This window comes from Streptomyces griseiscabiei (assembly GCF_020010925.1).
In the GTDB taxonomy this organism is placed as follows: domain Bacteria; phylum Actinomycetota; class Actinomycetes; order Streptomycetales; family Streptomycetaceae; genus Streptomyces; species Streptomyces griseiscabiei.
Genome location: NZ_JAGJBZ010000001.1, coordinates 1273380 through 1294825, shown reverse-complemented (window position 1 = coordinate 1294825; position 21446 = coordinate 1273380). Strand labels below are relative to the sequence as shown.

Annotated in this window: 17 protein-coding genes; 12 read left to right on the top strand and 5 right to left on the bottom strand. The window is 70.0% G+C overall.

Going from position 1 to position 21446, the window contains the following annotated elements; genetic code table 11:
• Window positions 1-43 precede the first annotated feature (43 nt).
• The gene (locus tag J8M51_RS05630) at window positions 44-1576 is read right to left on the bottom strand and encodes an MFS transporter (protein WP_216589490.1); all 1533 of its coding nucleotides are present in this window, start codon (window positions 1574-1576) and stop codon (window positions 44-46) included.
• A gap of 218 nt (window positions 1577-1794) precedes the next feature.
• Here J8M51_RS05630 and J8M51_RS05625 point away from each other — a divergent pair, with 218 nt between their 5' ends.
• Entirely contained in the window at window positions 1795-2562 is a 768-nt protein-coding gene (locus J8M51_RS05625) for a TetR/AcrR family transcriptional regulator (protein ID WP_086764983.1), read from the top strand.
• Window positions 2563-2727: 165 nt separating this feature from the next.
• Window positions 2728-4386, top strand: a complete 1659-nt coding sequence (locus tag J8M51_RS05620) for a serine hydrolase domain-containing protein (protein WP_267299009.1) — start codon at window positions 2728-2730, stop codon at window positions 4384-4386.
• A gap of 214 nt (window positions 4387-4600) precedes the next feature.
• Here the strand turns inward: J8M51_RS05620 and J8M51_RS05615 are convergent, their stop codons facing one another.
• A complete protein-coding gene (locus tag J8M51_RS05615) occupies window positions 4601-5869 on the bottom strand; it encodes an acyltransferase family protein (protein ID WP_107473706.1) in 1269 nt (422 codons plus the stop codon).
• A 282-nt stretch (window positions 5870-6151) separates the two neighbouring features.
• Here J8M51_RS05615 and J8M51_RS05610 point away from each other — a divergent pair, with 282 nt between their 5' ends.
• The 5 genes from J8M51_RS05610 to J8M51_RS05590 all read left to right on the top strand — a co-directional run bounded on the left by J8M51_RS05610 (window position 6152) and on the right by J8M51_RS05590 (window position 14120).
• Window positions 6152-8389, top strand: coding sequence for an MMPL family transporter (locus tag J8M51_RS05610; protein ID WP_267299008.1), 2238 nt, complete (start codon window positions 6152-6154; stop codon window positions 8387-8389).
• Between the two features lie 431 nt (window positions 8390-8820).
• Window positions 8821-10569: a fatty acyl-AMP ligase gene (locus J8M51_RS05605; protein ID WP_267299007.1), complete on the top strand. Its 1749-nt coding sequence runs from the start codon at window positions 8821-8823 to the stop codon at window positions 10567-10569.
• Window positions 10570-10782: 213 nt separating this feature from the next.
• Window positions 10783-12165, top strand: coding sequence for a nitrate/nitrite transporter (locus J8M51_RS05600; RefSeq protein WP_086759074.1), 1383 nt, complete (start codon window positions 10783-10785; stop codon window positions 12163-12165).
• A gap of 233 nt (window positions 12166-12398) precedes the next feature.
• Window positions 12399-13553, top strand: coding sequence for a uroporphyrinogen-III synthase (locus tag J8M51_RS05595; RefSeq protein WP_107473780.1), 1155 nt, complete (start codon window positions 12399-12401; stop codon window positions 13551-13553).
• An 87-nt stretch (window positions 13554-13640) separates the two neighbouring features.
• Window positions 13641-14120, top strand: a complete 480-nt coding sequence (locus tag J8M51_RS05590; RefSeq protein WP_086759081.1) for an NUDIX hydrolase — start codon at window positions 13641-13643, stop codon at window positions 14118-14120.
• A 525-nt stretch (window positions 14121-14645) separates the two neighbouring features.
• On the opposite strand, the gene J8M51_RS05585 is transcribed toward J8M51_RS05590, so the two are convergent.
• On the bottom strand, window positions 14646-14891 hold the full coding sequence (locus tag J8M51_RS05585; protein ID WP_256965554.1) for a hypothetical protein: 246 nt from the start codon (window positions 14889-14891) through the stop codon (window positions 14646-14648).
• Between the two features lie 1586 nt (window positions 14892-16477).
• Here J8M51_RS05585 and J8M51_RS05580 point away from each other — a divergent pair.
• On the top strand, window positions 16478-16900 hold the full coding sequence (locus J8M51_RS05580; protein ID WP_256965553.1) for a hypothetical protein: 423 nt from the start codon (window positions 16478-16480) through the stop codon (window positions 16898-16900).
• Window positions 16901-17040: 140 nt separating this feature from the next.
• On the opposite strand, the gene J8M51_RS05575 is transcribed toward J8M51_RS05580, so the two are convergent.
• Window positions 17041-17799 carry a GntR family transcriptional regulator gene (locus tag J8M51_RS05575; RefSeq protein WP_086759071.1) on the bottom strand — a complete coding sequence of 253 codons (759 nt, stop codon included), beginning with the start codon at window positions 17797-17799 and terminating at the stop codon, window positions 17041-17043.
• Window positions 17800-17845: 46 nt separating this feature from the next.
• Complete coding sequence (locus J8M51_RS05570; RefSeq protein WP_086759069.1) at window positions 17846-18271, bottom strand: TIGR03668 family PPOX class F420-dependent oxidoreductase; 426 nt, start codon at window positions 18269-18271, stop codon at window positions 17846-17848.
• 51 nt (window positions 18272-18322) lie between these two features.
• Here J8M51_RS05570 and J8M51_RS05565 point away from each other — a divergent pair, with 51 nt between their 5' ends.
• From J8M51_RS05565 to J8M51_RS05550, 4 genes are all read left to right on the top strand, one after another.
• Window positions 18323-18970 (top strand): hypothetical protein, encoded by a 648-nt coding sequence (locus J8M51_RS05565; protein ID WP_086759068.1) that lies wholly within the window; start codon window positions 18323-18325, stop codon window positions 18968-18970.
• 156 nt (window positions 18971-19126) lie between these two features.
• Window positions 19127-19705, top strand: coding sequence for a CGNR zinc finger domain-containing protein (locus J8M51_RS05560; RefSeq protein WP_267299006.1), 579 nt, complete (start codon window positions 19127-19129; stop codon window positions 19703-19705).
• Between the two features lie 322 nt (window positions 19706-20027).
• On the top strand, window positions 20028-20603 hold the full coding sequence (locus tag J8M51_RS05555; RefSeq protein ID WP_013003188.1) for a sigma-70 family RNA polymerase sigma factor: 576 nt from the start codon (window positions 20028-20030) through the stop codon (window positions 20601-20603).
• Between the two features lie 29 nt (window positions 20604-20632).
• Window positions 20633-21424: an anti-sigma factor family protein gene (locus J8M51_RS05550; RefSeq protein ID WP_179202832.1), complete on the top strand. Its 792-nt coding sequence runs from the start codon at window positions 20633-20635 to the stop codon at window positions 21422-21424.
• Window positions 21425-21446 lie beyond the last annotated feature (22 nt).

The following is a 21446-nucleotide window of genomic DNA, read 5'->3' as shown; positions in this document are numbered from 1 at the left end:
ACCACCCAAGGAGCCCCGCCGCCGTCATGACCTCACACCACCCTCAGTGAACCCCCACCACCTCCGGCGCCTCCTCCTCCGCCTTCACCGGCGGAGCCTCCCCCTTACCGGCCCCCTTCATCAGGAACAGCGCCAGCACAGCCGCTCCCACGACCCCCGCCGCCCCGACCGTGAAGCTGCTCGACACGGCCCCCGTGAACGAGTCCAGGACGGAGTCCAACAGCCCCGCGTCCCCGGTCCGCGAGGCCTCCGCCAGCCCCTCGCCGACGGACTCGCGCGCCGCCTCCGACGCCGACGACGGCATCTGCGAGGTGTACGTGCTGGAGAGCACCGCACCGAGCACCGCCACACCGAACGCCGCGCCCGCCTGCTGGATGGTGTCGTTGAGAGCCGACCCCACTCCCGCGTGCTCCTGCGGCACCGCACTCATCAGCGCGGCGATGGCCGCCGGCATCGCCAGCCCCGCCCCCGCGCCCATCAGCACCATCGCCACCGACAGCGTCCCGAAGCCGTCCCCCGAGGACAGCGTCGACAGCGTGCCGAACCCGGCCGCGATGACCAGGAGTCCGCTGACGGCGAGCGCCCGGTTGCCGATCTTCTTGGCCAGCGCCGCGCCGACGCCGTTGAAGACGAGGGAGGCGACGGCGGCCGGCATGAAGGCCAGACCCGTCTTGGTGGGGGAGTAGCCCATCACCAGCTGGAGGTACTGCGTGAGGACCAGCATCAGCCCGCCGTTGGCGAACGTCAGCAGGACCAGCGAGAAGCTCGCCCCGGTGAACACCCGGTTCTTGAACAGGGAGATGGGGATCATCGGGTTCGGGATCCGGGTCTCCCAGACACCGAACCCGACCAGCGCCACCACGCTCACGACGGCCGCCGCCAGGGTGGTCGGGTGGGTGAGGCCGTCCTTCGGCCACTCGTTGATCGTCCAGACCAGCGCGGTCATCCCGACCACCGACAGCACGGTGCCCAGCGGGTCGGGCTTGCGCCACGGCCCCTTGGACTCCGGCATCAGCACCAGCGCCGAGACGATCGCGAGCAGGGCGATCGGGATGTTGATGAGGAAGACCGCACCCCACCAGAAGTGGGCGATGAGCACACCGCCGAAGACGGGCCCGCCGACCAGACCGATCATGGCCACCGCGCTCCACGCGCCGATCGCCTTGGGCCGCTCGTCCTCGTCGAAGACGGTGATGAGGATCGAGAGCGTGCTCGGCATCAGCAGGGCGCCGCCGATACCCATCAGCACCCGGGCGAGGATCAGTGTCTCCGCGCTGCCGGCCCAGGTGGCCAGTACCGAAGCGACCCCGAAGACCGCCAGGCCGATGATCATGACCTTGCGGCGGCCGTACCGGTCCGACAGGCTTCCCGCCGTCAGCAGCAGACCGGCGAAGACCAGCATGTAGGACTCCAGGATCCACTGGATGTCCTGGGCGCTCGCCTTCAGGTCCTCCGCGATCGGCGGCACCGCCACCGTCAGCACCATGTTGTCGATGACCAGCACCAGCGTGCTGAGGCACAACACGATCAGGATCAGCCAGCGGCGCGGATGACGTGCGTTGACGTCGACTTCCATGACGAAACCTTTCGAACAGAAATGTGGGGCTGCTCCGGAGTTCAATAAAACCAGCAACGCGGTTTGTTATCCAGTCGATTTCGCGCCGCGCGCTTCTCGTGCGCTCTTGTGCGGTGTGCCGGTAGTCGCACACTGTACGTAGCGCGAACAGTGTGCGCAACATCGTACGGCGTTCCGTCGGGCCTGTACGCTCACGGGGGAGCCGAGGAGGAGGCCATATGCCCGAGGAGAAGCAGTCCAGGACACAGCCCGAGGTCCGGGTGTTCCGGTCCGTGTGGACCCGCCCGCAGCGCCCGAAGCGCGAGCAGCCCGTGCTGAGCAGGGACGTCATCGTGGCGGAGGCCGTGAGGCTGCTGGACGAGGAGGGCGCCGCCGCGCTGAGCATGCGCCGCCTCGGCACCCGGCTGCACGCGGGCGCGACCTCGATGTACTCGTACGTGGCGAGCAAGGACGAGCTGATCGAGCTGGTCGTCGACCACGTCTACGGCGAGATGGAGGTGCCCGGCCCGGACGCCGCCGCGAACTGGCGTGCGGCGGCGGCCCGTTGTGCGCACGGTGTTCGTTCGACGATCTTGCGCCACGCCTGGATCGCCCCGATGCTGGGCGAGGTGGGTGTCTCCCTCGGGCCGAACTCGATGCGGCTCACGGAGGGGATGCTCGCCATGCTGGAGGAGGCGGGCTTCGACCTGGAGCAGGCCGATCACGTCGTGCGGATCCTCTTCGCGTACGTGCTGGGCATGACCACCAGCGAGGCTGCCTGGCTCACGATGCTCGCCCGCAGCGGGCAGAGCCAGGAGGACTGGACGCGCAAGGTGTGGCCGGCCGTCGAGCAGGCCACCCGCGACTATCCGCACCTCCGCCGGCGCTACGCCGCACAGCAGGGCGGCCGTTCGTCCGAGGTCCTGGTGGACAACTTCACCCATGGACTGGACTGGGTCCTCGACGGACTGGAGGCCCGCCTCGACCGGGGTGCCGCGCGGGGCTGACCCCGGGCCCGGCCCGCGCTCCCCGCCCGCCGTCCACGGCGATCCGTACCGGCCGTGGACGGTTTTTCATTGGCCGGTAATGAACGCCGTACGGACTTGCGCACACTGTGCGCACTTCGTACAGTGTTCCTCACAGCGCACGCCACCCCCTCCGAAGGACACGCCATGTCGAAGAAGACGCAGGGCTCGCAGTGGAACGACCTCCGCACCTGGAACGCGACCGGCAGCTGGGAGGCCAGCGACAGCTGGGGCCTGACCGGGACCTGGACGATGGACGGCGCATCCGGCACCTGGGACGGCACGACCGGCGCCTTCGGCACGGCGGACCCGGCGGAGGCGGCGCCCCCGGCCGTCCCGCGGCCCGCCCCGGCCCCCGCCGAGGAGACCGAGGCCCCCGCCTCCGAGGCCGCCGCCCCCACCGCCGACGTCATCGAGCTGGCCACCGGCCGCCGGATCGACCTCGGCCACTGGCAGCACCGCCTCGACGAACTGCGCGAGACGCACGACGTACCCGGCGCGACCCTCGCCTTCGTCATCGACGACGAGGTGCAGGAGCTGGCCAGCGGTGTCCTCAACCGGCAGACCGGGGTGGAGGCCACCACCGACTCCGTCTTCCAGCTCGGCTCGATCGCCAAGGTCTACACGGCCGCCCTGATCATGCAGCTGGCCGAGTCCGGCGACCTCGACCTGGACGCCCCCGTGGTCAGCGTCCTGCCGGAGTTCGCGACCATCGACCCCGAGGCCACCCAGGTCATCACCAGCCGGATGCTGCTCTCCCACACCAGCGGCCTGACCTGCGACTTCCACCTCGACACCGGGCGCGGCGACGACAGCCTGGCCAAGTACGTCGAGGCCGCCAAGGGCGTGGCGATGGACTGTCCGCCGGGTACGGCGGTGTCGTACAGCGGCATCGGGTACGTGGTGCTCGGCCGCATGGTCGAGGTGCTGACCGGCACCACCTGGGACCAGGCCCTCAAGGACCGGCTGCTCACCCCGCTCGGCCTGACGCACACCATGACGCTCCCGGAGGAGGTGCTGCCGTTCCGCGCGGCCATGGGGCACCTCGCCGGCCCGGAGGGCGAACAGATGCTCGCCCCCGCCTGGGACCTCATGCCGCGCGCCGCGGGCCCGGCCGCCCGGGTCTGCGCCACCGCCGGCGACCTGGTCCGCTTCGCCAAGCTGCACCTCGCCGACGGCCTGGCGGCCGACGGCACCCGCCTCCTCGCCCCCGACTCGGTCGCCGCGATGCGCCACCGCGAGACGGACGTCCCCGACAAGTGGACGGTGAGCGCCGACGGCTGGGGCCTCGGCTGGACCCTCTACGACTGGGACGGCGTCCCCGGCTTCGGCCACGACGGCGCCTCCATCGGCCAGTACGCCTACCTCCGGGTGGTGCCGGGCGCGGGCGTGGCCGTCGCGCTCCTGACCAACGGCGGCGGCTCCCGTCTCCTCTACGCCGACCTCATGCGCGAACTCCTCGCCGACCTGGCCGACGTCACGATGCCCGCCCCCTTCGCCCCCGCCGAGCAGCCGCCCGCCGTCGACATCACCCCCTGGGCCGGCACCTACAAGCGCGAGGGCGTCCTCATCACCGTCTCCGAGCGCGACGGAAAACCCCACCTGGTGTACGCCTTCGTCGACGGCATGGCCGGCTACTCCCCTGACCTCGAGATGGACCTCGTCCCCCTCTCCGACACCGTCTTCGCCGGCGCCGGCGGCGGCGCCTCCTTCACCGAGGACTGGATGCCGGTCGTCTTCACCACCACCCCCGACGGCACCCAGTACGCCTACATCGGCATGAGGGCGGCCCCGAAGACGGCGTAAGCGGTCTCCTTGGGGGAGATGCGAGGGTGAGGGGCGAGGGTGAGGGGCGAGGGGGAAAGCAGGGGGCGCAGCCCCCGCTTCCCCCAGGGGCGCGGGGAACTGCGCGACCAGCCCCCACTCACCCGCACCCGCCGACGAACCGAACCCCCCACCCCCGTAGGCACACACGAACGCCGGCCCCCCAAGGGACCGGCGTTCACCACATACCCCACCCTCAAGCGGAGCGCTCCGGCTCGGCGATCGGCCGATGCGACCGAATCCGGAACCGCCGCAGCAACGGCATCTCCACGAACGTGTAGGACAACCACCCGGCCAGCACCGACAACGCCAGCACGAACGGCAGCAGAGCGAAGAACGCCCCCGTCCCCAGCTGCCCGAAGTCGCTGTCCATCAGGTACCAGACGGTGCACTGCATGATCACCAGGTGCCACAGGAACACCCCGCAGGAGTTCCGCCCGAGCCACACGACCGTCGGCCGCGCCAGCAACCGCTCGGGCCCGCTCCCCTGGGCCAGCAGCAGCGGCGCCGCGAGCCCGACGGCGACCACCATGTGGCACAGGTACTTGATCGCGGCCTCGTCCTTGGTGAGCACGATCGAGGCGATGCTCCCCGCCCACTCGGTGTTGGACACCGCGTACGCCACGGCCGCCGCGCCCCAGAAGGCCCACGGACGGCTGCGGACCAGCTCCACGAACGCGAGCCGCTGCCCCGTGCGCGCCTTCGCGGCGACCAGGGCGAGCAGCATGCCGGCCGCGAGGAACCCGAGGTAGCCGCGCAGCCACCACAGCGACGGCGGGCCCAGCGGGCTCGACGGGCTGGTGGCGACCAGCCAGGTGAAGTCGGCGACGATCACCGCGGTGAGCACCGCCCCGGCGAGCTTCAGGTTCTTCGTCGCGCGCAGCGCCTTGTGCAGCACGAACGCCATCACGGGCAGCGCGATGTAGAAGTGCACCTCGGTGGCGAGGCTCCAGGTCTGCGCCCAGTTGGTCATGCCCGGATCGGTGCGCAGGTCCGCCCAGTTCTGCACATGCTGCACGGTCAGCAGCCGCAGGGTGCGCCAGCCGTCGCCGAGCTGCTCGCGGTTGAACACCAGCAGCGTGGTGATCATGAACAGCCAGTAGGCCGGGAAGATCCGCAGGACGCGGTGCCAGTAGTAGTGCAGGGTGTTCGGCGCCTTGCGGCCACCGAGCGCGGCGTCGGCCCAGGGGCGGTAGAGCAGATAGCCGCTGATGATCAGGAAGATCGGGATGGCCACCAGGAAGCCGGTCATCACCGGGGCGAACGGGCCCGGCTTGCCGGTCTTGTCGATGAGCGCCCCGGTCCACTGGGCGAGGTGGGCGACGAGCACCATCAGCGTGGCGACCGCGCGCAGGCCGTCCACCGCGGGCTCAAAGGTCCGTTCGGCCCGTACGGGGGATGCCCCGCCGCCGGCCGTGGCGCTCGCCGGCGGTGCCGGGCGAGGTCTGTCCAGGGAAGTTGTCACGGCGAAGGGCCTCTCGTCTCGGTGAGCGGTGTGGAAGCTGCCGGGACGCTAACAAACCGCTCTTGCGGTTTTCCAGATTGGCGGAAAAGTGACGGCCGCCCTTCCGTTCTCCCGGGGTGCCGGTGTTCAACTGTCCGCTTCGCCCACCTGGTTGAACTGGCCAAACCGCTCCAGCGGTTTGTTACGGTGGCCAAGTTTCCGCATTCCCGACCCACCCACTCCACCCCTCGACCCCTCCACCTCCCCCACCACCCAGCGAACCCGACGGGAGTCCCCTTCGCCGTGGCTACGTTCCTCTACAAACTTGGCCGACTCGCCTTCCGACGGCGAGGCCGGACGACACTGTTGTGGCTGCTGATCCTGGTCGGCGTCGGCTATGCCGCCTCCGCCGCCCCGGCCCCGCCCGCCGACACCTTCTCGATGCCGGGCACCGAGTCGCAGAAGGCCTTCGACCTGCTCAAGGAGCGCTTCCCGGACGCGAGCGCGGACGGCGCCACCGCCCGGGTGGTCGTCCGCGCACCCGAGGGCAAGGTCTCCGACCCCGACCGGAAGGCGAAGGTCGAGCAGCTCCTCGCCGACCTCGCCGAGGCCCCCTTGGTGAAGGGCGTCGCCGACCCCTACCAGGCGGGCGCCGTCAGCAAGGACGGCACCACCGCCTACGCCACCGTCCTCTACGAGGTCGCCGCCACCGAGCTGACCGACAAGGCGAAGGACGCCCTCACCGAGGCCACCGCCGACGCCCGGGAGAGCGGACTGACCGTCGAGGCGGGCGGTGACGCCGTCGCGGTGGAGGCCGCCAAGAACAACGCCGAGTCCCTCGGCATCCTCGTCTCGGCCATCGTCCTGCTGCTGACCTTCGGCTCCATGATCGCCGCCGGTATGTCCCTGCTGACCGCCGTCATCGGCGTCGGCGTCGGCATCTGCGGCATCACCGCGCTCGGCAGCACGCTCGGTCTGTCCAGTACGACGTCCACGCTGGCCCTGATGATCGGCCTGGCCGTCGGCATCGACTACGCCCTGTTCATCGTCTCCCGCTACCGCTCCGAGACGGCCGAGGGCCACTCCCGCGAGGAGGCCGCCGGACGCGCCATCGGCACCGCGGGGTCCGCCGTCGTCTTCGCCGGTCTGACCGTCATCGTCGCCCTGGCCGGTCTCGCCGTCGTCGACATCCCGATGCTCACCAAGATGGGGCTGGCCGCGGCCGGCACGGTCGCCGTCGCCGTCCTCATCGCGATCACCTTCGTCCCCGCGCTCCTCGCCTACGCCCCCGTCAAGGTGCTGCCCCGCCGCGAGCGCCACCTCCACTCCGGCAAGCCCCTCAGCGCCCGCCGGCAGCGCAAGGCCGCCAAGCGCGCCGCGAAGGCCCGGCCCAACCTCGGCTCCCGCTGGGCCGCGTGGGTGCTGCGCCGCCCGGTCGCCGTCCTGCTCCTCGGCGTCGTCGGCCTCGGCACGCTCGCCGTACCCGCCGCGAGCCTGGAGCTGGGGCTGCCGGGCGAGGGCACGATGGCCGAGGACACCACCCAGCGCAAGGCGTACGACATGCTGTCGGACTCCTTCGGCGCCGGCTTCAACGGCCCGCTGCTCATCACGGTCGAGGCGAAGGACGCGAAGACGGCCGCCGAACGGGTCGGCGCGGACCTCGCCGAACAGCCCGGTGTCGCCTCCGTCAGCCCCGCCACGGTCAACGAGGCGGGCGACACGGCGATGGTCAACGTCGTCCCCACGACCGGCCCGACCGACGAACGGACCGAGAACCTGGTCCACGCGATCCGCGCCACCGCCCCCGGCTTCGAGTCGAAGGTCGGCGCGACCGTCCTGGTCACCGGCCAGACCGCGCTGTTCATCGACTTCTCGCAGACCCTCGACGACGCGATGGTGCCGTACCTGGCCCTGGTCGTCGGACTCGCCTTCGTCCTGCTCGTCCTCGTCTTCCGTTCCCTCCTGGTCCCGCTCAAGGCGGCTCTCGGGTTCCTGCTGTCGGTGACCGCGGCACTCGGCGCCGTCGTGGCCGTCTTCCAGTGGGGCTGGCTCAAGGACGTCTTCGGCATCGACCAGCCCGGCCCGATCATGAGCACGATGCCGATCTTCATGATCGGCGTGGTCTTCGGACTCGCCATGGACTACGAGGTCTTCCTCGTCACCCGTATGCGCGAGGCCTTCGTCCACGGCGAGAGCCCCGAGCAGGCGATCGTCACCGGCTTCCGGCACGGCGGCCGGGTGGTCTCCGCCGCCGCGATCATCATGGCGAGCGTCTTCTCCGGCTTCATCCTCGACGCCAACGACTTCGTCAAGATGATCGGCTTCGGCCTCGCCGTCGCCGTCCTCCTCGACGCCTTCGTCGTCCGCATGGCCATCGTCCCCGCCGTCCTCGCCCTCCTGGGCCGCTCGGCCTGGTGGCTGCCCCGCCCCCTGAACGCCGCCCTCCCCGACATGGACGTCGAGGGCGCCAAACTCAACACCCCCCACCCCACCCGCGTCCCCCACCAGCGATCCCCCCGAGAACACTCCCTGATCGACTGACCCACCCCCCCCCGAGGGCGGCCCGGCACCCACAACCCCCGCCGGGCCCCGTCAGGCCCGTAGGGCCTGGCTTTCAAGGGGCGCGGGGAACTGCGCGAGAACCCCCACCGAGCCCGCACCCGACAACGCACCCCCTTCCAGGCCCGTAGGGCCTGGCTCTTAAGGGGCGCGGGGAACTGCGCGAGAACCCCCACCGAGCCCGCACCCGACAACGCACCCCCTTCCAGGCCCGTAGGGCCTGGCTTTCAAGGGGCGCGGGGAACTGCGCGAGAACCCCCACCGAGCCCGCACCCGACAACGCACCCCGCCCCGCGCCCACCCCCCCCCCCCGCCAAGAACCCCGCGCACGCCTCGGCCCCCCTCCCGACCCCCACCGTCGCGGTCCCTTCCTGAAGTCGAACCTCATCCACGACCGAAGAAACGGACCCACCATGCCTCTCGCCGCCACCCTCATCCCACCCCCGGCCACCCAGGTCACCACGGTCACCGAAGCCCTGCACCGCCGAGCCACCGAACAGCCCGACGCCCTCGCGTACATCCACCTCCGCGACGGCGAGACCCCCGACGGCACCCTCACCTACGCCCGCCTGGACACCGACGCCCGCACCCGCGCCGCCACCCTCACCGCCGCCGGCCTGCGACCGGGCGACAGCGCCCTGCTCCTCTACCCCTCGGGCCTGGAGTTCGTCCGGTCCCTGCTGGGCTGCATGCACGCCCGCGTCGCCGCCGCCCCCGTACAGCCGCCCACCCGCCGCCGCGGCCTGGAGCGGCTGCGCCGCATCGCCGACGACGCGGGCACCACCACGATCCTCACCACCGGCGCGTTCAAGGCCGACCTGGAGCGGCACTTCGCCGACCTGCCCGAACTGGCCGGCCTCACCCTCATCGACACCGAGGCCCTGCCGACCACCCCGGTCCCCTGGCACGGCCCCGCCCCCCTCCCGGACGACATCGCCCTGCTCCAGTACACCTCCGGCTCCACCGGCGACCCGAAGGGCGTGATGGTCTCCCACGCCAACTTCCTCGCCAACGTCGCCGAGACCGAGGACATCTGGCCCACCGGCCCCGACGGCGTCGTCGTCTCCTGGCTTCCCCTCTTCCACGACATGGGCATGCTCTTCGGCGTGCTGCTGCCGCTGTGCTCCGGCATCCCCGCGTACCTGATGGAACCGGCCGCCTTCATCCGCCGCCCCCTGCGCTGGCTGGAAGCCCTCTCCGCCTACCGCGGCACCCACGCCGCCGCCCCGAGCTTCGCGTACGAGCTGTGCGTGACCGCCCTGCGGGACGCCGGCGCGGCCGACCTGGACCTCTCCTCGTGGCGGGTCGCCGCGAACGGCGCCGAACCGGTGCGCTGGCGGGCGGTACGGGAGTTCACCGAGGCGTTCGCCCCGTACGGTTTCGCCCCCCGGGCCATGACTCCCGGGTACGGGCTGGCCGAGAACACCCTCAAGGCGACCGCGAGCCCCGCCGACCGGCCCCCGACCGTGCTGTGGGCGTCCTCGGCGGCCCTGAAGGACGGCCGGCTGGAGGTGACCGGGGAGGCGGCCCCCGGCGCCCAGCCGCTGGTGGGCTCCGGATTCCCCTCGCCGACGACCCGGGTGCGCGTGGTCGACCCGGCCACCTCCACCCCCTGCGGGCCCGGCCGGGTCGGCGAGATCTGGATCGACGGACCGTGCGTCGCCCTCGGCTACCGGGACCGTCCGCGCGCGACCGAGGAGACGTTCCGGGCCCGGATAGCGGGGGAGAGCGGTACGACGACGTATCTCCGTACGGGCGACCTCGGCCTCCTCCACGACGGCGAACTCTTCGTCGCGGGCCGGCTGAAAGACGTCATCATCCGCAACGGACGCAACTTCTACCCGCAGGACATCGAACTGTCCGCGGAGTCGGCGGTACCGGGCCTGCGGCCGAACTGCGCCGCCGCGTTCTCCGTGGACGACGGCGAGCGGGAGCGGCTGGTCGTCGTCGTGGAGACGGACGGCCGGGTGCTGCGCCGGACCGGCGCCGACGCGGTGCGCGAGGCGGTCCGCGCCGCCGTGCACGACGGACAGCGGCTGCGCGCGGACGAGGTCGTGGTGGTCCGCAGGGGCGCGCTGCCGCGCACGACCAGCGGAAAGGTGCGCCGGCAGACCTGCCGGAAGCTCTACGCGGACGGCGAGCTGGGGGCTCTCGCCGACTGAGGGCGATCTCCGCCGGGGAGGGGACCCGCACGCCCGTCGGGTACTTTGCCATGTGGCGTCTTCCTCACCGGCGGACCCTCGTCGTCGTGAGAGCAACGTTCCTTGCCGGTCACCCAGTGCCACAGAACAGGAAACGCGCTCTCCCTACCTTCGGGACTCATCACCCCTCATCACCGCATCGCACCACCTGAGCCCGGAGAACGTGGAGGCGTCATGACAGCCCCGAGCACTGCCCCCGCATCGAGCAGGGGAGGCCGCTGGATCGAGCACTGGGATCCGGAGAACGAGGCCTTCTGGAACGAGACCGGCGAGAAGGTCGCTCGCCGCAACCTCATCTTCTCGGTGCTCTCGGAGCACATCGGCTTCTCCATCTGGACCGTGTGGTCGGTGATGGTGCTGTTCATGGGCCCCGAGTACGGGCTCACCCCGGCCGACAAGTTCTTCATCGTGTCGATGGCCACCGCGGTCGGCGCCGTCGTCCGTATCCCGTACACCTTCGCGGTGGCGATCTTCGGCGGACGGAACTGGACGGTCGTCTCCGCGAGCCTGCTGCTCATCCCGACCGTGGCCGCGTTCCTGGTGATGGAGCCGGGCACCTCGTTCGGCACGTTCCTGGTCTGCGCGATGCTCGCCGGCATCGGCGGCGGCAACTTCGCCTCCTCCATGACCAACATCAACGCCTTCTTCCCGCTGAGGAAGAAGGGCTGGGCGCTCGGCCTGAACGCGGGCGGCGGCAACATCGGCGTCCCGGTCGTCCAGCTCATCGGTCTCGCCGTCATCGGCGCGGGCGGCGGTCCACGCGTCCTGCTCGGGGTCTACATCCCCTTCATCGTGATCGCCGCCGTCCTGGCCTGGATCAGGATGGACAACATCGCGTCGCTGAAGAACGACACCGGCGCGGCCAAGGACGCCGTCAAGGACGCCCACACCTGGATCATGTCCTTCCTCTACATCGGCACCTTCGGCTCCTTCATCGGCTACAGCTTCGCCTTCGGCCTGGTCCTGCAGACCCAGTTCGGCCGTACGCCGCTGCAGTCCGCGTACGTCACCTTCATCGGCCCGCTGCTCGGCTCGCTGATCCGCCCCGTCGGCGGCGCGCTCGCCGACCGGTACGGCGGCGCGAAGATCACCCTCTGGAACTACGTCGCCATGGCGGGCGCCACCGGGGTCATCGTCATCGCCTCCATGCAGAAGTCGCTGCCCCTCTTCACCACCGCGTTCATCGCGCTCTTCGTCCTCAGCGGCCTCGGCAACGGCTCCACCTTCAAGATGATCCCGGGCATCTTCCAGGCCAAGGCCCTCGCCAAGGGCCTGGACGGCGAGGAGGCCGCCGCCTACGGACGCCGCCTCTCCGGCGCCTCGATGGGCATCATCGGCGCGGTCGGCGCGGTCGGCGGCCTCGGCATCAACCTGGCCTTCCGCCAGTCCTTCCTCACGGTCGGCTCCGGCACCGGCGCCTTCGTCACCTTCCTCGCCTTCTACGGCCTCTGCTTCGCGGTGACCTGGGCCGTATACCTTCGCCGCCCGGCCTCGAACACCTCTACGGCGACCGCCACGACGGAGTCGAAGCCGCAGCTCAGCTATGCCGAGGTGTGACATCGCCCATGCCGTGACACGTGTGACGTAACACCAGCGACATCAAGCCGAACCGAGCCTGTCACGCACCGTTGACAGGCTCGTTCGGCATGCGGGAGCACCAATCGGCGCACTCGCACGCACAGAGCTTCGACTGAGTGCAACGACTCGACTGCGGGACGAGAGCCATGTACGACGAACAGCAGCGACCCGAGCGATCAGATCGAGCCGATCGACCAGACAGGACGGTTCTGATGGATCGGACGGATCAGACGGCGCAGCCGGAACACGGGCCGCTCGCGGGGTTCACCGTGGGCGTCACCGCCGCCCGCCGGGCCGACGAGCTGGGCGCACTGCTCCAGCGCCGCGGAGCCGCGGTCCTGCACGCCCCCGCTCTGCGTATCGTGCCGCTCGCCGACGACAGTGAACTCCTCGCCGCGACCAAGGACCTGCTCGACCAGGCACCCGACATCGTGGTGGCGACCACCGCCATCGGCTTCCGTGGCTGGATCGAGGCGGCGGACGGCTGGGGCCTGGGCGAGGCCCTCCTCGACCGGCTGCGCGGTGTCGAAGTCCTGGCCCGTGGCCCGAAGGTGAAGGGCGCGGTACGGGCCGCCGGCCTCACCGAGGAGTGGTCCCCGTCCTCCGAATCCATGGCCGAGGTACTGGACCGCCTCCTTGACCAGGGCGTCGAGAACCTCCGAATCGCCGTACAGCTCCACGGCGAACCGCTCCCCGGCTTCGTGGAGTCGCTCCGGGCCGCCGGAGCCGAGGTGGTCGGCGTCCCCGTCTACCGCTGGATGCCCCCCGAGGACATCACCCCCGTGGACCGCCTCCTCGACGCCACGGTCGGCCGCGGCGTGGACGCCCTCACCTTCACCAGTGCCCCGGCGGCGGCGTCCCTGCTCTCCCGGGCCGAGGACCGGGGCCTGCTCCCGGAGCTGCTCAACGCCCTGAACCACGACGTCCTCCCGGCCTGTGTGGGCCCGGTGACCGCCCTGCCCCTCCAGGCCCACGGCGTGGACACGGTCCAGCCCGAACGCTTCCGCCTCGGCCCCCTCGTCCAGCTCCTCTGCCAGGAACTCCCCGGCCGCGCCCGCATCCTCCCCGTCGCCGGGCACCGCGTGGAGATCCGCGGCCACGCGGTCCTGGTCGACGGCGCCCTCCGCCCCGTCCCCCCGGCCGGCATGTCCCTCCTGCGCGCCCTCGGCCGCCGCCCCGGCTGGGTCGTCCCCCGCGCCGACCTCCTCAAGGCCCTCCCCGGCACCGGCCGCGACGAACACGCCGTGGAAACCGCGATGGCCCGCCTCCGCACCTCCCTCGGCACCCCGAAGCTGATCCAGACCGTCGTCAAACGCGGCTACCGCCTGGCACTTGACCCGGCGGCGGACGCCAAGTACGACGCGTAGGGGAGTACGGCGGGTCGCGCGGCTGCGGGTCGCGCGACACCCGGGCAGGATGGTCCGATGAGCCAAGAGACCGGTGACGCGGGCGAGATGGTCGCGGGCGAGCCGAAGCGGGGAAGTTTCCGCCTGGCGGCGTACGCCGTGTGCGTCGAGGACGGCCGCGTACTGCTCGCCCACCACGCGTCGGGCGACTGGACCCTTCCGGGCGGCAGGGTCGAGCACGCGGAGGACCCGTTCGACGCGGTGATCCGGGAGGTGGCCGAGGAGACTGGGTGCGACGCGGTGGTCGAGCGCCTGTTGGGCGTGGACTCACGGGTGATCCCCGCGACCGTGGCACGTGCGGGCATCGAGCACCAGAACGTCGGCATCTTCTACCGGGTCCGGATCACCGGGGGCCGACTCCGCCCCGAACCGAACGGCCAGACCCTGGAGTCGGTCTGGACCCCGATCCCCGAGGCCGCCCTGCTCCGCCGCTCATCACTGGTCGACATCGGCCTCGCCCTGGCCCTGGCCCTCCCGGAAACCGGCCACGTCCCTCCCGTACCGGTCGGCGGCCTGGTCCAGCACTGAGACGCCCATGACATCCGCCCGGCCGCACCGACAACGCACCCAGGGGGTCAAGGGGTGCAGCCTCTTGCGGACAGGATGGGCGAGCCCACTCGGATCACGGCCGCACAGGCCCACTCCGTCGCACACGTACCAGCAGTTCGGCAAGCCGAGGATCCGGCCGAACGAGGTGGGCATGCGCACGGTGCGCCCACACCACGCGCCCTGGACCGGAGTTGACGTGCTCGTAGGCGACCTGCACGGCGTCGCCCGGATCGAGAATCGATTCGTCGCAGTGACGGCAGACACGAGGCATCGTGCGCATGGTCGTGCCCATGGCGTCCTCGGACCGGAGCGCCGACGATTCGTGAGGCTCGGCGCCCGTGGGCACCCCCGCGCCGCCCGGCAGACGACGACGCACCCTCGCCCCTTCCGGACATCCGCGATCCAGAGGCATCGTGGCGCACTGACTGCATTCAAGAGTGTGCGCCAGAAATCCGTCCCAATCCCGGCCTCCGGCGACGCCTGCTTCGGCCTTCTCTGCGGAACTCACGGCTGTCCCCCCGTCGACCGCGCGTTGGCGGCGGCCACACCGGCACTCAGGGCCTCGATGAGCGTGAGCTTCCGCAGACCCGACAGGGCAACGTCCCACTCGACTCCACCGCCGATCGGACGTAGTTGCACGTACGGCCCCTCGAACCCCATCACCTTGCCGACCTTTCCGCGGCGAACGTCCTCCACGGTGTCCCCGAGGCGCGGCTGGTACGACTCGGACGCGTGCGGCATCACGGGCATCCGGCCTCCCTCGCCGTGAACGGCACGCGCATGCACTCCTCCAGAGACGGGACGTACGCGCGGACCAGGCCACCGCTGCTTGGGTCGTACTCGAGGGAGGACTGTTCGTCGGCCGGCCATCGGTTCGGGCTCGGTCGGCGGCGTGTCAGGGCGAGCAGTTCGGCCCGATGCTCCAGTGAGGGGTGTCGCAGTGGTAGCGCCCGGTTCTGCTCCGTAGTGCTGCCTGAGATGGGGTCACGCCCTTCGGGCTGCCCGAAGAGGAGTGTTCTCACACGTTCGAGGATCTGCGATAAGCGGTGCATATCGACTCCTTCGCGGGCGCTGCTGCATCACTGAAAGCCGTCACTTGCATATCCAAGTAATGGTCGACTGTAGTGATGGCGACTTGGATATGCAAGTGACGCGGGTGGTCCGAGCGGATTCGGAGCGGCAGTCCGCCTGCGAGATCATCTGGCTCTGTCCGTGGGTCCTGCGGCAGTTGGGGTCTTGCGGTGGGGCGATGGTTGCGCTGTCCCCGTGGGGGCCTGTTGAAATCCAAGGCTGATCCGTACGCGGCGATCCGCCCCGACCACCGTCGGAGCAGGGGTGGGCGCCGTGAGCGGAACCAGTTGTAGCTGCCGCTGGCCACTGACCGTCAACATTTGCTCGATGTAACGCTCCGTAATCTCCGCACAGTGCTGGCTGGCCGCATTCAGACCCAAGCGGCCCATCTTGCGACCCGGTCGGTGTTGGCGAGAGATGCGTTCTGTCAGACCCCAGGGCCCTCAGGCGACGTGCGAGTTCTCAATATGTGGACGGGGTAGATGGGGTGGATTCCGGTCGATCTAGCCGCAGTGGGCTGCTCTGCATTACTTCGTGTCATAACAAGGCCGTCACAGCCTTGGTCAGACCCTCCTGAAGCGACCTTGAGTGCATGGATGATTGCGGAGCGAAAGCGAAGGGCCCCCGGCGCTGCAACGCCATTGGGGGCCCATGAACCCCGGAACCTGAAGAGAACTGGAGCTCAGATGCAAGCTTCCCAAGGAAGCGAAGATCAGACGATCCCCCGTGGGACTCGCAACCGGATCGTTGCCGTTGGCGGAGCTCTCTCGGCATCGGCCAACGTCGGGCAGTTGGCGGCTTTCTTCGAGATGGCTGTCGCACACAAGCGAGCGGCCGATGCCGTAGTAGCGGGATGCGCGGCGGGCGCCGCCACGCTCACGCTCATCACAGGCCTCATGGCCTTCATCTGGATCGGACACCGCAGCGACAGGAACACAACCACGTTGCCGCAAGCACCTGCGCCACAAACGCCGACCCCAGCAACACCGACACAGGGCTAGAAGAAGTGCAGGATGGGGCTGTCCACCAGCTGGTGGACAGCCCCATCCTGCATGACCGACTACGCCGCCTGTTGCGTTGCGCGCATCGTGAAATTGCAGGCTACGGGGTCGGTATAGGGGCGTCTTGCCGTGCCTGTCGCCGTACGGTTGCACCGCCGGATCGTAGGAAGGGAGCAGGGATACCGAGCTGGAGCTGATGACGACTCGGCGGAGCGAAGTGGGCAGGTGGCTTGGGGAGGTTCAAGCGGAGCGAGGAGTTGGTGATTGCCGCCGTCCGGCCGAACAGGGCCGGGCCAGGTTGGGATCGCACTCACCAACGACAACGGCCGGCTGCTCTGGGTCTCAGATGTCCGGCCCGGCGCACCTCGGAGAGCACAGCCTGTCGGCACGACAAGCTCACTGCCCACCCGCGCGGCTGGCCTCGGAGCCATCGCCGACCTCGACGGCAGCGACCCGGACGCCGACCCGGCAGTGATCATCGGCTACAAGACCGCCCGCAACCGACCTCTGATCCGAAGCCAGAAACTCTCCAACAAGGCGCTGGCTGCCGGTCGGACACCGGTCGAGCACGGTTTCGTGCACCTGAAGTACTGGCGCGTGCTCGGTAAGGTACGCGCCGACCCGAATTGGGCAACCGCGCTGATGCGGGCCCTGCTGGTCCTGACGAACCGAGAAGTCGCCCGCTGACCGACGATCTTCACAAGAGTCATGCGCTCGTGGCCGGCCGGAGCCGCCCGAAGGCCACCCACACCAGCCCACTCAACCCGCAGGCTTCATGATGCACACCGCTCAACGCAAACGTGGGGTCAGATCACACAGATGTCTCCTCAGGGCACGTCGATGACGTACTGGAACAGATGCCGGTCGCACGGGATGCGGGAGTCCAGGACCTCGACCACCTGCCCGTCCGCCACACGCGCGCTCCGCAGGACACGCGCCAGCGGAACGCCGGGCGGGATGTGCAGCGCGGCGACTTCGGCAGGCGTCGGCATGCGGATCTCCAGGTCTTCGACGAAACGCACGATGCGTTGGCCCACGGGTCCGGCGGGGTCCTCGATCAGGGAGCTGACGCCGCCAGGGATGCGAGCAGCCCCTTCCACCGGGCTCCCACGGAACAACTCGTCCGGGTAGTACCCGTCGGCCAACTGCATCGGCTCCTCGTCGACGAAGAAGGCGCGTCGCCGGACGATCACCGAGGCGCCGGGGGAGACCCCGAGTCGCTCCGCGATCTCGGCGGGGGCGGGGACCCTTTCCACCGCGAGAATCCGCTGCTGTGCCCGCAGCCCTTGTGCCGCGGCCTCGGCGGTGAAGTTACTGACGCCGGTGGCCCGCCGTTCACGGAAGTTGGCGCCGGTCGTCCGCATACTCACGCTGGGCCGCCGACGTACGAAGACGCCCCTGCCCTGTTCGCTGACGAGCAGCCCGTCCGCCTTAAGCAGGGCCAGCGCCTTGCGCACGGTGACCCTGGTGGTGCCGTACTGGTCCTTGAGTTCGTTCTCCGACTTCAGCTTCTCGCCAGGAGTCAGCTTTCCCTTCGCGATCGCCGCGCGCAGATCATCGGCGATCCGACGGTACGGGGGGAACAACTTGGTCCGGCATGCGCGTCACCTCGGGTCGGCTGTCCCGGCAAGGCTATGTGAAGGCCCAACCCGTCCAACGCTCGACTCGAACGACGACCACAGGGCCCTGCGGGGGCGAGTCACCGTACTGATCGGGCCGGTCGTATTTGGCGCAGAGCAACTCCAACGCCAAACCGCGCTCCGTCCCGTCCTCCAGCACTTCCGCGCGACCGTCGGCGCGAGCCCACCACAGTGCCGACCAGTCCTCGGCATAGTGGTCGACCAGGACCGTCACCGAGGGATTCGCCCGGATGTTGCGCAGCCGCCGCAACTGCCATGTGCTCTTGGGCTTGTGATCCACCGCGAAATACAGGACGTCGTCCCGGACGGCGAAGGTCACCGGCACCGCGTGCGGTACCCCGTCGGTGTCGGCGGTCGCCAGCCGGGCGACGGGAGACGCGGCGAAGCGTTCCCGGGCGACGAACGGCGAGAGTTTCATGCGCCTACGGTAGCGATCCGCGCATGGCGCCGTAGGGCGTAGCGTCCTGGAATGAGCAGCTTCCACACGCACCGCAGACGCGTCCACGACGAGGGGCTGCCGCCGCGCGTCCGGCACACGAATCTGCGGTCGTGCCTCGTCCACTTCGCTCCCTACGGCTTCCGGGCCACGTACCACCATCTCTGCCTCAGTGCGGGGATACCCAGGGATCTGGAGAAGGATCCGAACTCGGTCGTACGTGCCGTCGAGGAGTTGCACCAGGCCCGGCAGCTCTGGCTCGCCGACGAGCGTGCCTACGCCGACAGTCGCCGAGCGGAGAAGGCGCGTGGCTTTCGGCAGGTGAGGCGAGACCACTCCTGGCGAGGCTGGCAGCGTGGGTGGGGGAACATCGCCTACTGTCCCGAGCCGACGATGCACCCCGACGAGCTGCTGTCCACGGTGGTCGAGCACGTGCTCCGTTCGTCAGTACCGCCGGACCAGTCTCCTGCGCCGACGTGCCGCGCATGCGGAAACCGGGGCAACACCATCGTCTGGCACGACGGCGCTCATCAGATCCATCAGCTCTGCGGGGGATGCGGAGTCAGCCTCGCGGTGCGGCGGGCCGACGAGCCCGACCCACTGTCGGCGGCCGACCACGCCCGGCGATGGAAGGAGATCTGGAGGCTGCGCAACGAATCCCCTCGCAGGTGTCCGGGCTGATCTTTCGGCTGGGTGGGCATCACGGCGGGGGGGCGAACAATTCCGGCCGGACCCCACCGAGTTCCACCCCCGGGTGCGGCCGGGCCCTCCAAGGGGTACGTACCCCTGAGGCACACCCCCGCCCGGTCGTCCCCCCCCCAAGGCGGTGACAGGCGCATGGCACACCCGCCCCGCTTCGACTGCGGCCACCTCTGCCTGGACTTCCTCACCACCGACCACCCCCACGAGCACCTCGACACCCCGGACGACCTGCGCGCCTGGATCACCGCCGCCGCCCTGGTCCCCGGGGCCACCCCCCTCGACCACATCACCGCCGACTGGCTGACCGGCTTCAGGGAACTCCGCGGTCATATCGCCCAGTTGGTCCGCGTCGGCCCCGAACTGCGCCCGCACCCCTTCGACGTCTCCCTGGCGAGGGTCAACGAGCTGGCCCGTGCCGCCACCCCGGCCGTCCGGGCCGTCCGGGCGGACGACGGCACGCTCACCCGCGCCCTGGACCGCACCCCCGACCGCGCGGCCCTGCTCGCCCTGCTCGCCCGCGACACCGTCGAGTTGCTCACCGACCCGGTCGCCTGCGCCGGCCTGCGCCGATGCGCCGGTGACAACTGCCCCGTCGTGTACGTCGACACCTCCCGCGGCCGGCGCCGCCGCTGGTGCTCCAGCGAGGTCTGCGGCAACCGCGAACGCGTGGCCCGCCACCGCCGCCGAGCCGGTCTGGCCCGCGCCCGCGCGTAGTCCCGAGCATGGTCCCGCGCGCGATCCGCGCAGTTGGACCGAATTGCCCACCCGCCTTACCCAGTCCGGAAGTTGGGCAAACCCCGGCTGGCCGTAAAGAAGCAGCAGTGCTGTTTTTCACATCACGATGCGGGGGTCTTCACAATTCCCGTCCATGCGTGCCGGTTTAAGCGCGGATATGGCCGCACTTGTCCCCCACGTGCCCCAACTTACCCACGTTGAATCGAGAAAGTTGTGGCTCAACTCTGAACACACAACTGATTACCTACGTATCCCGATGTGAGCGACCGACTGGGGGAACCCCCGGACACCGGAGGTAGCCGTGCGCAAGGATTCCGCTGTGGCCGATGAACGCCCGCACAGGGCACGACATCGCGCATCACAGCCCTCAGAGCCTGATGAGGAGCTGATGCGCGCGCTGTACCGCGAGCACGCTGGACCCTTGCTCGCGTACGTGCTGCGTCTGGTCGCGGGCGACCGCCAGCGTGCCGAGGACGTTGTGCAGGAAACTCTCATCAGGGCCTGGAAGAACGCCGGTCAGCTCAATCGAGCGACCGGATCGGTACGCCCCTGGCTGGTGACGGTCGCACGCCGCATCGTCATCGACGGCCACCGCAGCCGGCAGGCCCGGCCGCAGGAGGTCGACCCGTCGCCGCTGGAGGTCATCCCCGCGGAGGACGAGATCGACAAGGCGTTGTGGCTGATGACACTGTCGGACGCGCTGGACGACCTGACCCCTGCCCACAGGGAGGTCCTGGTCGAGACCTATTTCAAAGGGCGTACGGTCAATGAGGCGGCCGAGACGCTTGGCATCCCCAGTGGCACCGTCCGCTCCCGGGTGTTCTACGCCCTGCGGTCGATGAAGCTGGCTCTAGAGGAGCGCGGGGTGACGGCATGAGCAACATCTACGGGGGGTATGGACCGGGAATGCCCGGGTCTGTGCAAGGAGCCCAAGGTTCCGGTGACAACATCCATGAAACCGTCGGCGCGTACGCCCTCGGAATACTGGACGACACCGAGGCCACTCAGTTCGAGATGCATCTCGCCACGTGCGAGTGGTGCGGCCAGCAGCTGGACGAGCTGGCCGGTATGGAGCCGATGCTGGCCGCGCTCGCGGACCTGCCCGCGGCCCAGGGCACACCGGCCATCGGTGAGTCCCTGTCCGCGAAACCCACCACCGGGCTCGCGGACCGCCTGGTCGGCGAGGTCGTCCAGCACCGCGCGAAGAAGACCCGACGCAACTTCTTCATGCTGGCGGCCAGCGCCGCCCTGATCGTGGGCGGCCCGACGGCCGTGTTCGCGACGACGGGCGGCGGGGACGAGGGCAAGACGGCCAACACGGTCATCGCCAGCCCCGCCAAGGACGCCTTCGAGAACATGCCCGCCAAGGACAAGGTCTCGGGCACCGACGCCTCCACCGCGGTCACCGCCACGGTCGGCATGGAGTCCAAGGCCTGGGGCACGCACGCGGTCCTGGAGCTGAAGAACGTCAAGGGCCCGGAGAAGTGCTCCCTGATCGCCGTCGGCAAGAACGGCGAGCGGGAGACGGTCACCTCCTGGTCCGTCCCGGAGTGGGGCTACGGCATCAAGAACGCCAAGACCGAGCAGGCCAGGAACCCGCTCTATGTCCACGGCGGCGCGGCCTTCACCCCCGACGAGATCGACCACTTCGAGGTCCTGACCTTCAGCGGGAAGAAGCTCGTCTCGGTCAAGGCGTAGCCCGTCGAGGCGAAACACACAC

What these genes read in the sequence shown, in the direction of transcription:
- J8M51_RS05630 (WP_216589490.1), bottom strand. Translation starts at nt 1,576, where the DNA reads ATGGAAGTCGACGTCAACGCACGTCATCCGCGCCGCTGGCTGATCCTG.
- J8M51_RS05625 (WP_086764983.1), top strand. Translation starts at nt 1,795, where the DNA reads ATGCCCGAGGAGAAGCAGTCCAGGACACAGCCCGAGGTCCGGGTGTTC.
- J8M51_RS05620 (WP_267299009.1), top strand. Translation starts at nt 2,728, where the DNA reads ATGTCGAAGAAGACGCAGGGCTCGCAGTGGAACGACCTCCGCACCTGG.
- J8M51_RS05605 (WP_267299007.1), top strand. Translation starts at nt 8,821, where the DNA reads ATGCCTCTCGCCGCCACCCTCATCCCACCCCCGGCCACCCAGGTCACC.
- J8M51_RS05600 (WP_086759074.1), top strand. Translation starts at nt 10,783, where the DNA reads ATGACAGCCCCGAGCACTGCCCCCGCATCGAGCAGGGGAGGCCGCTGG.
- J8M51_RS05595 (WP_107473780.1), top strand. Translation starts at nt 12,399, where the DNA reads ATGGATCGGACGGATCAGACGGCGCAGCCGGAACACGGGCCGCTCGCG.
- J8M51_RS05590 (WP_086759081.1), top strand. Translation starts at nt 13,641, where the DNA reads ATGGTCGCGGGCGAGCCGAAGCGGGGAAGTTTCCGCCTGGCGGCGTAC.
- J8M51_RS05585 (WP_256965554.1), bottom strand. Translation starts at nt 14,891, where the DNA reads ATGCCCGTGATGCCGCACGCGTCCGAGTCGTACCAGCCGCGCCTCGGG.
- J8M51_RS05570 (WP_086759069.1), bottom strand. Translation starts at nt 18,271, where the DNA reads ATGAAACTCTCGCCGTTCGTCGCCCGGGAACGCTTCGCCGCGTCTCCC.
- J8M51_RS05565 (WP_086759068.1), top strand. Translation starts at nt 18,323, where the DNA reads ATGAGCAGCTTCCACACGCACCGCAGACGCGTCCACGACGAGGGGCTG.
- J8M51_RS05560 (WP_267299006.1), top strand. Translation starts at nt 19,127, where the DNA reads ATGGCACACCCGCCCCGCTTCGACTGCGGCCACCTCTGCCTGGACTTC.
- J8M51_RS05550 (WP_179202832.1), top strand. Translation starts at nt 20,633, where the DNA reads ATGCCCGGGTCTGTGCAAGGAGCCCAAGGTTCCGGTGACAACATCCAT.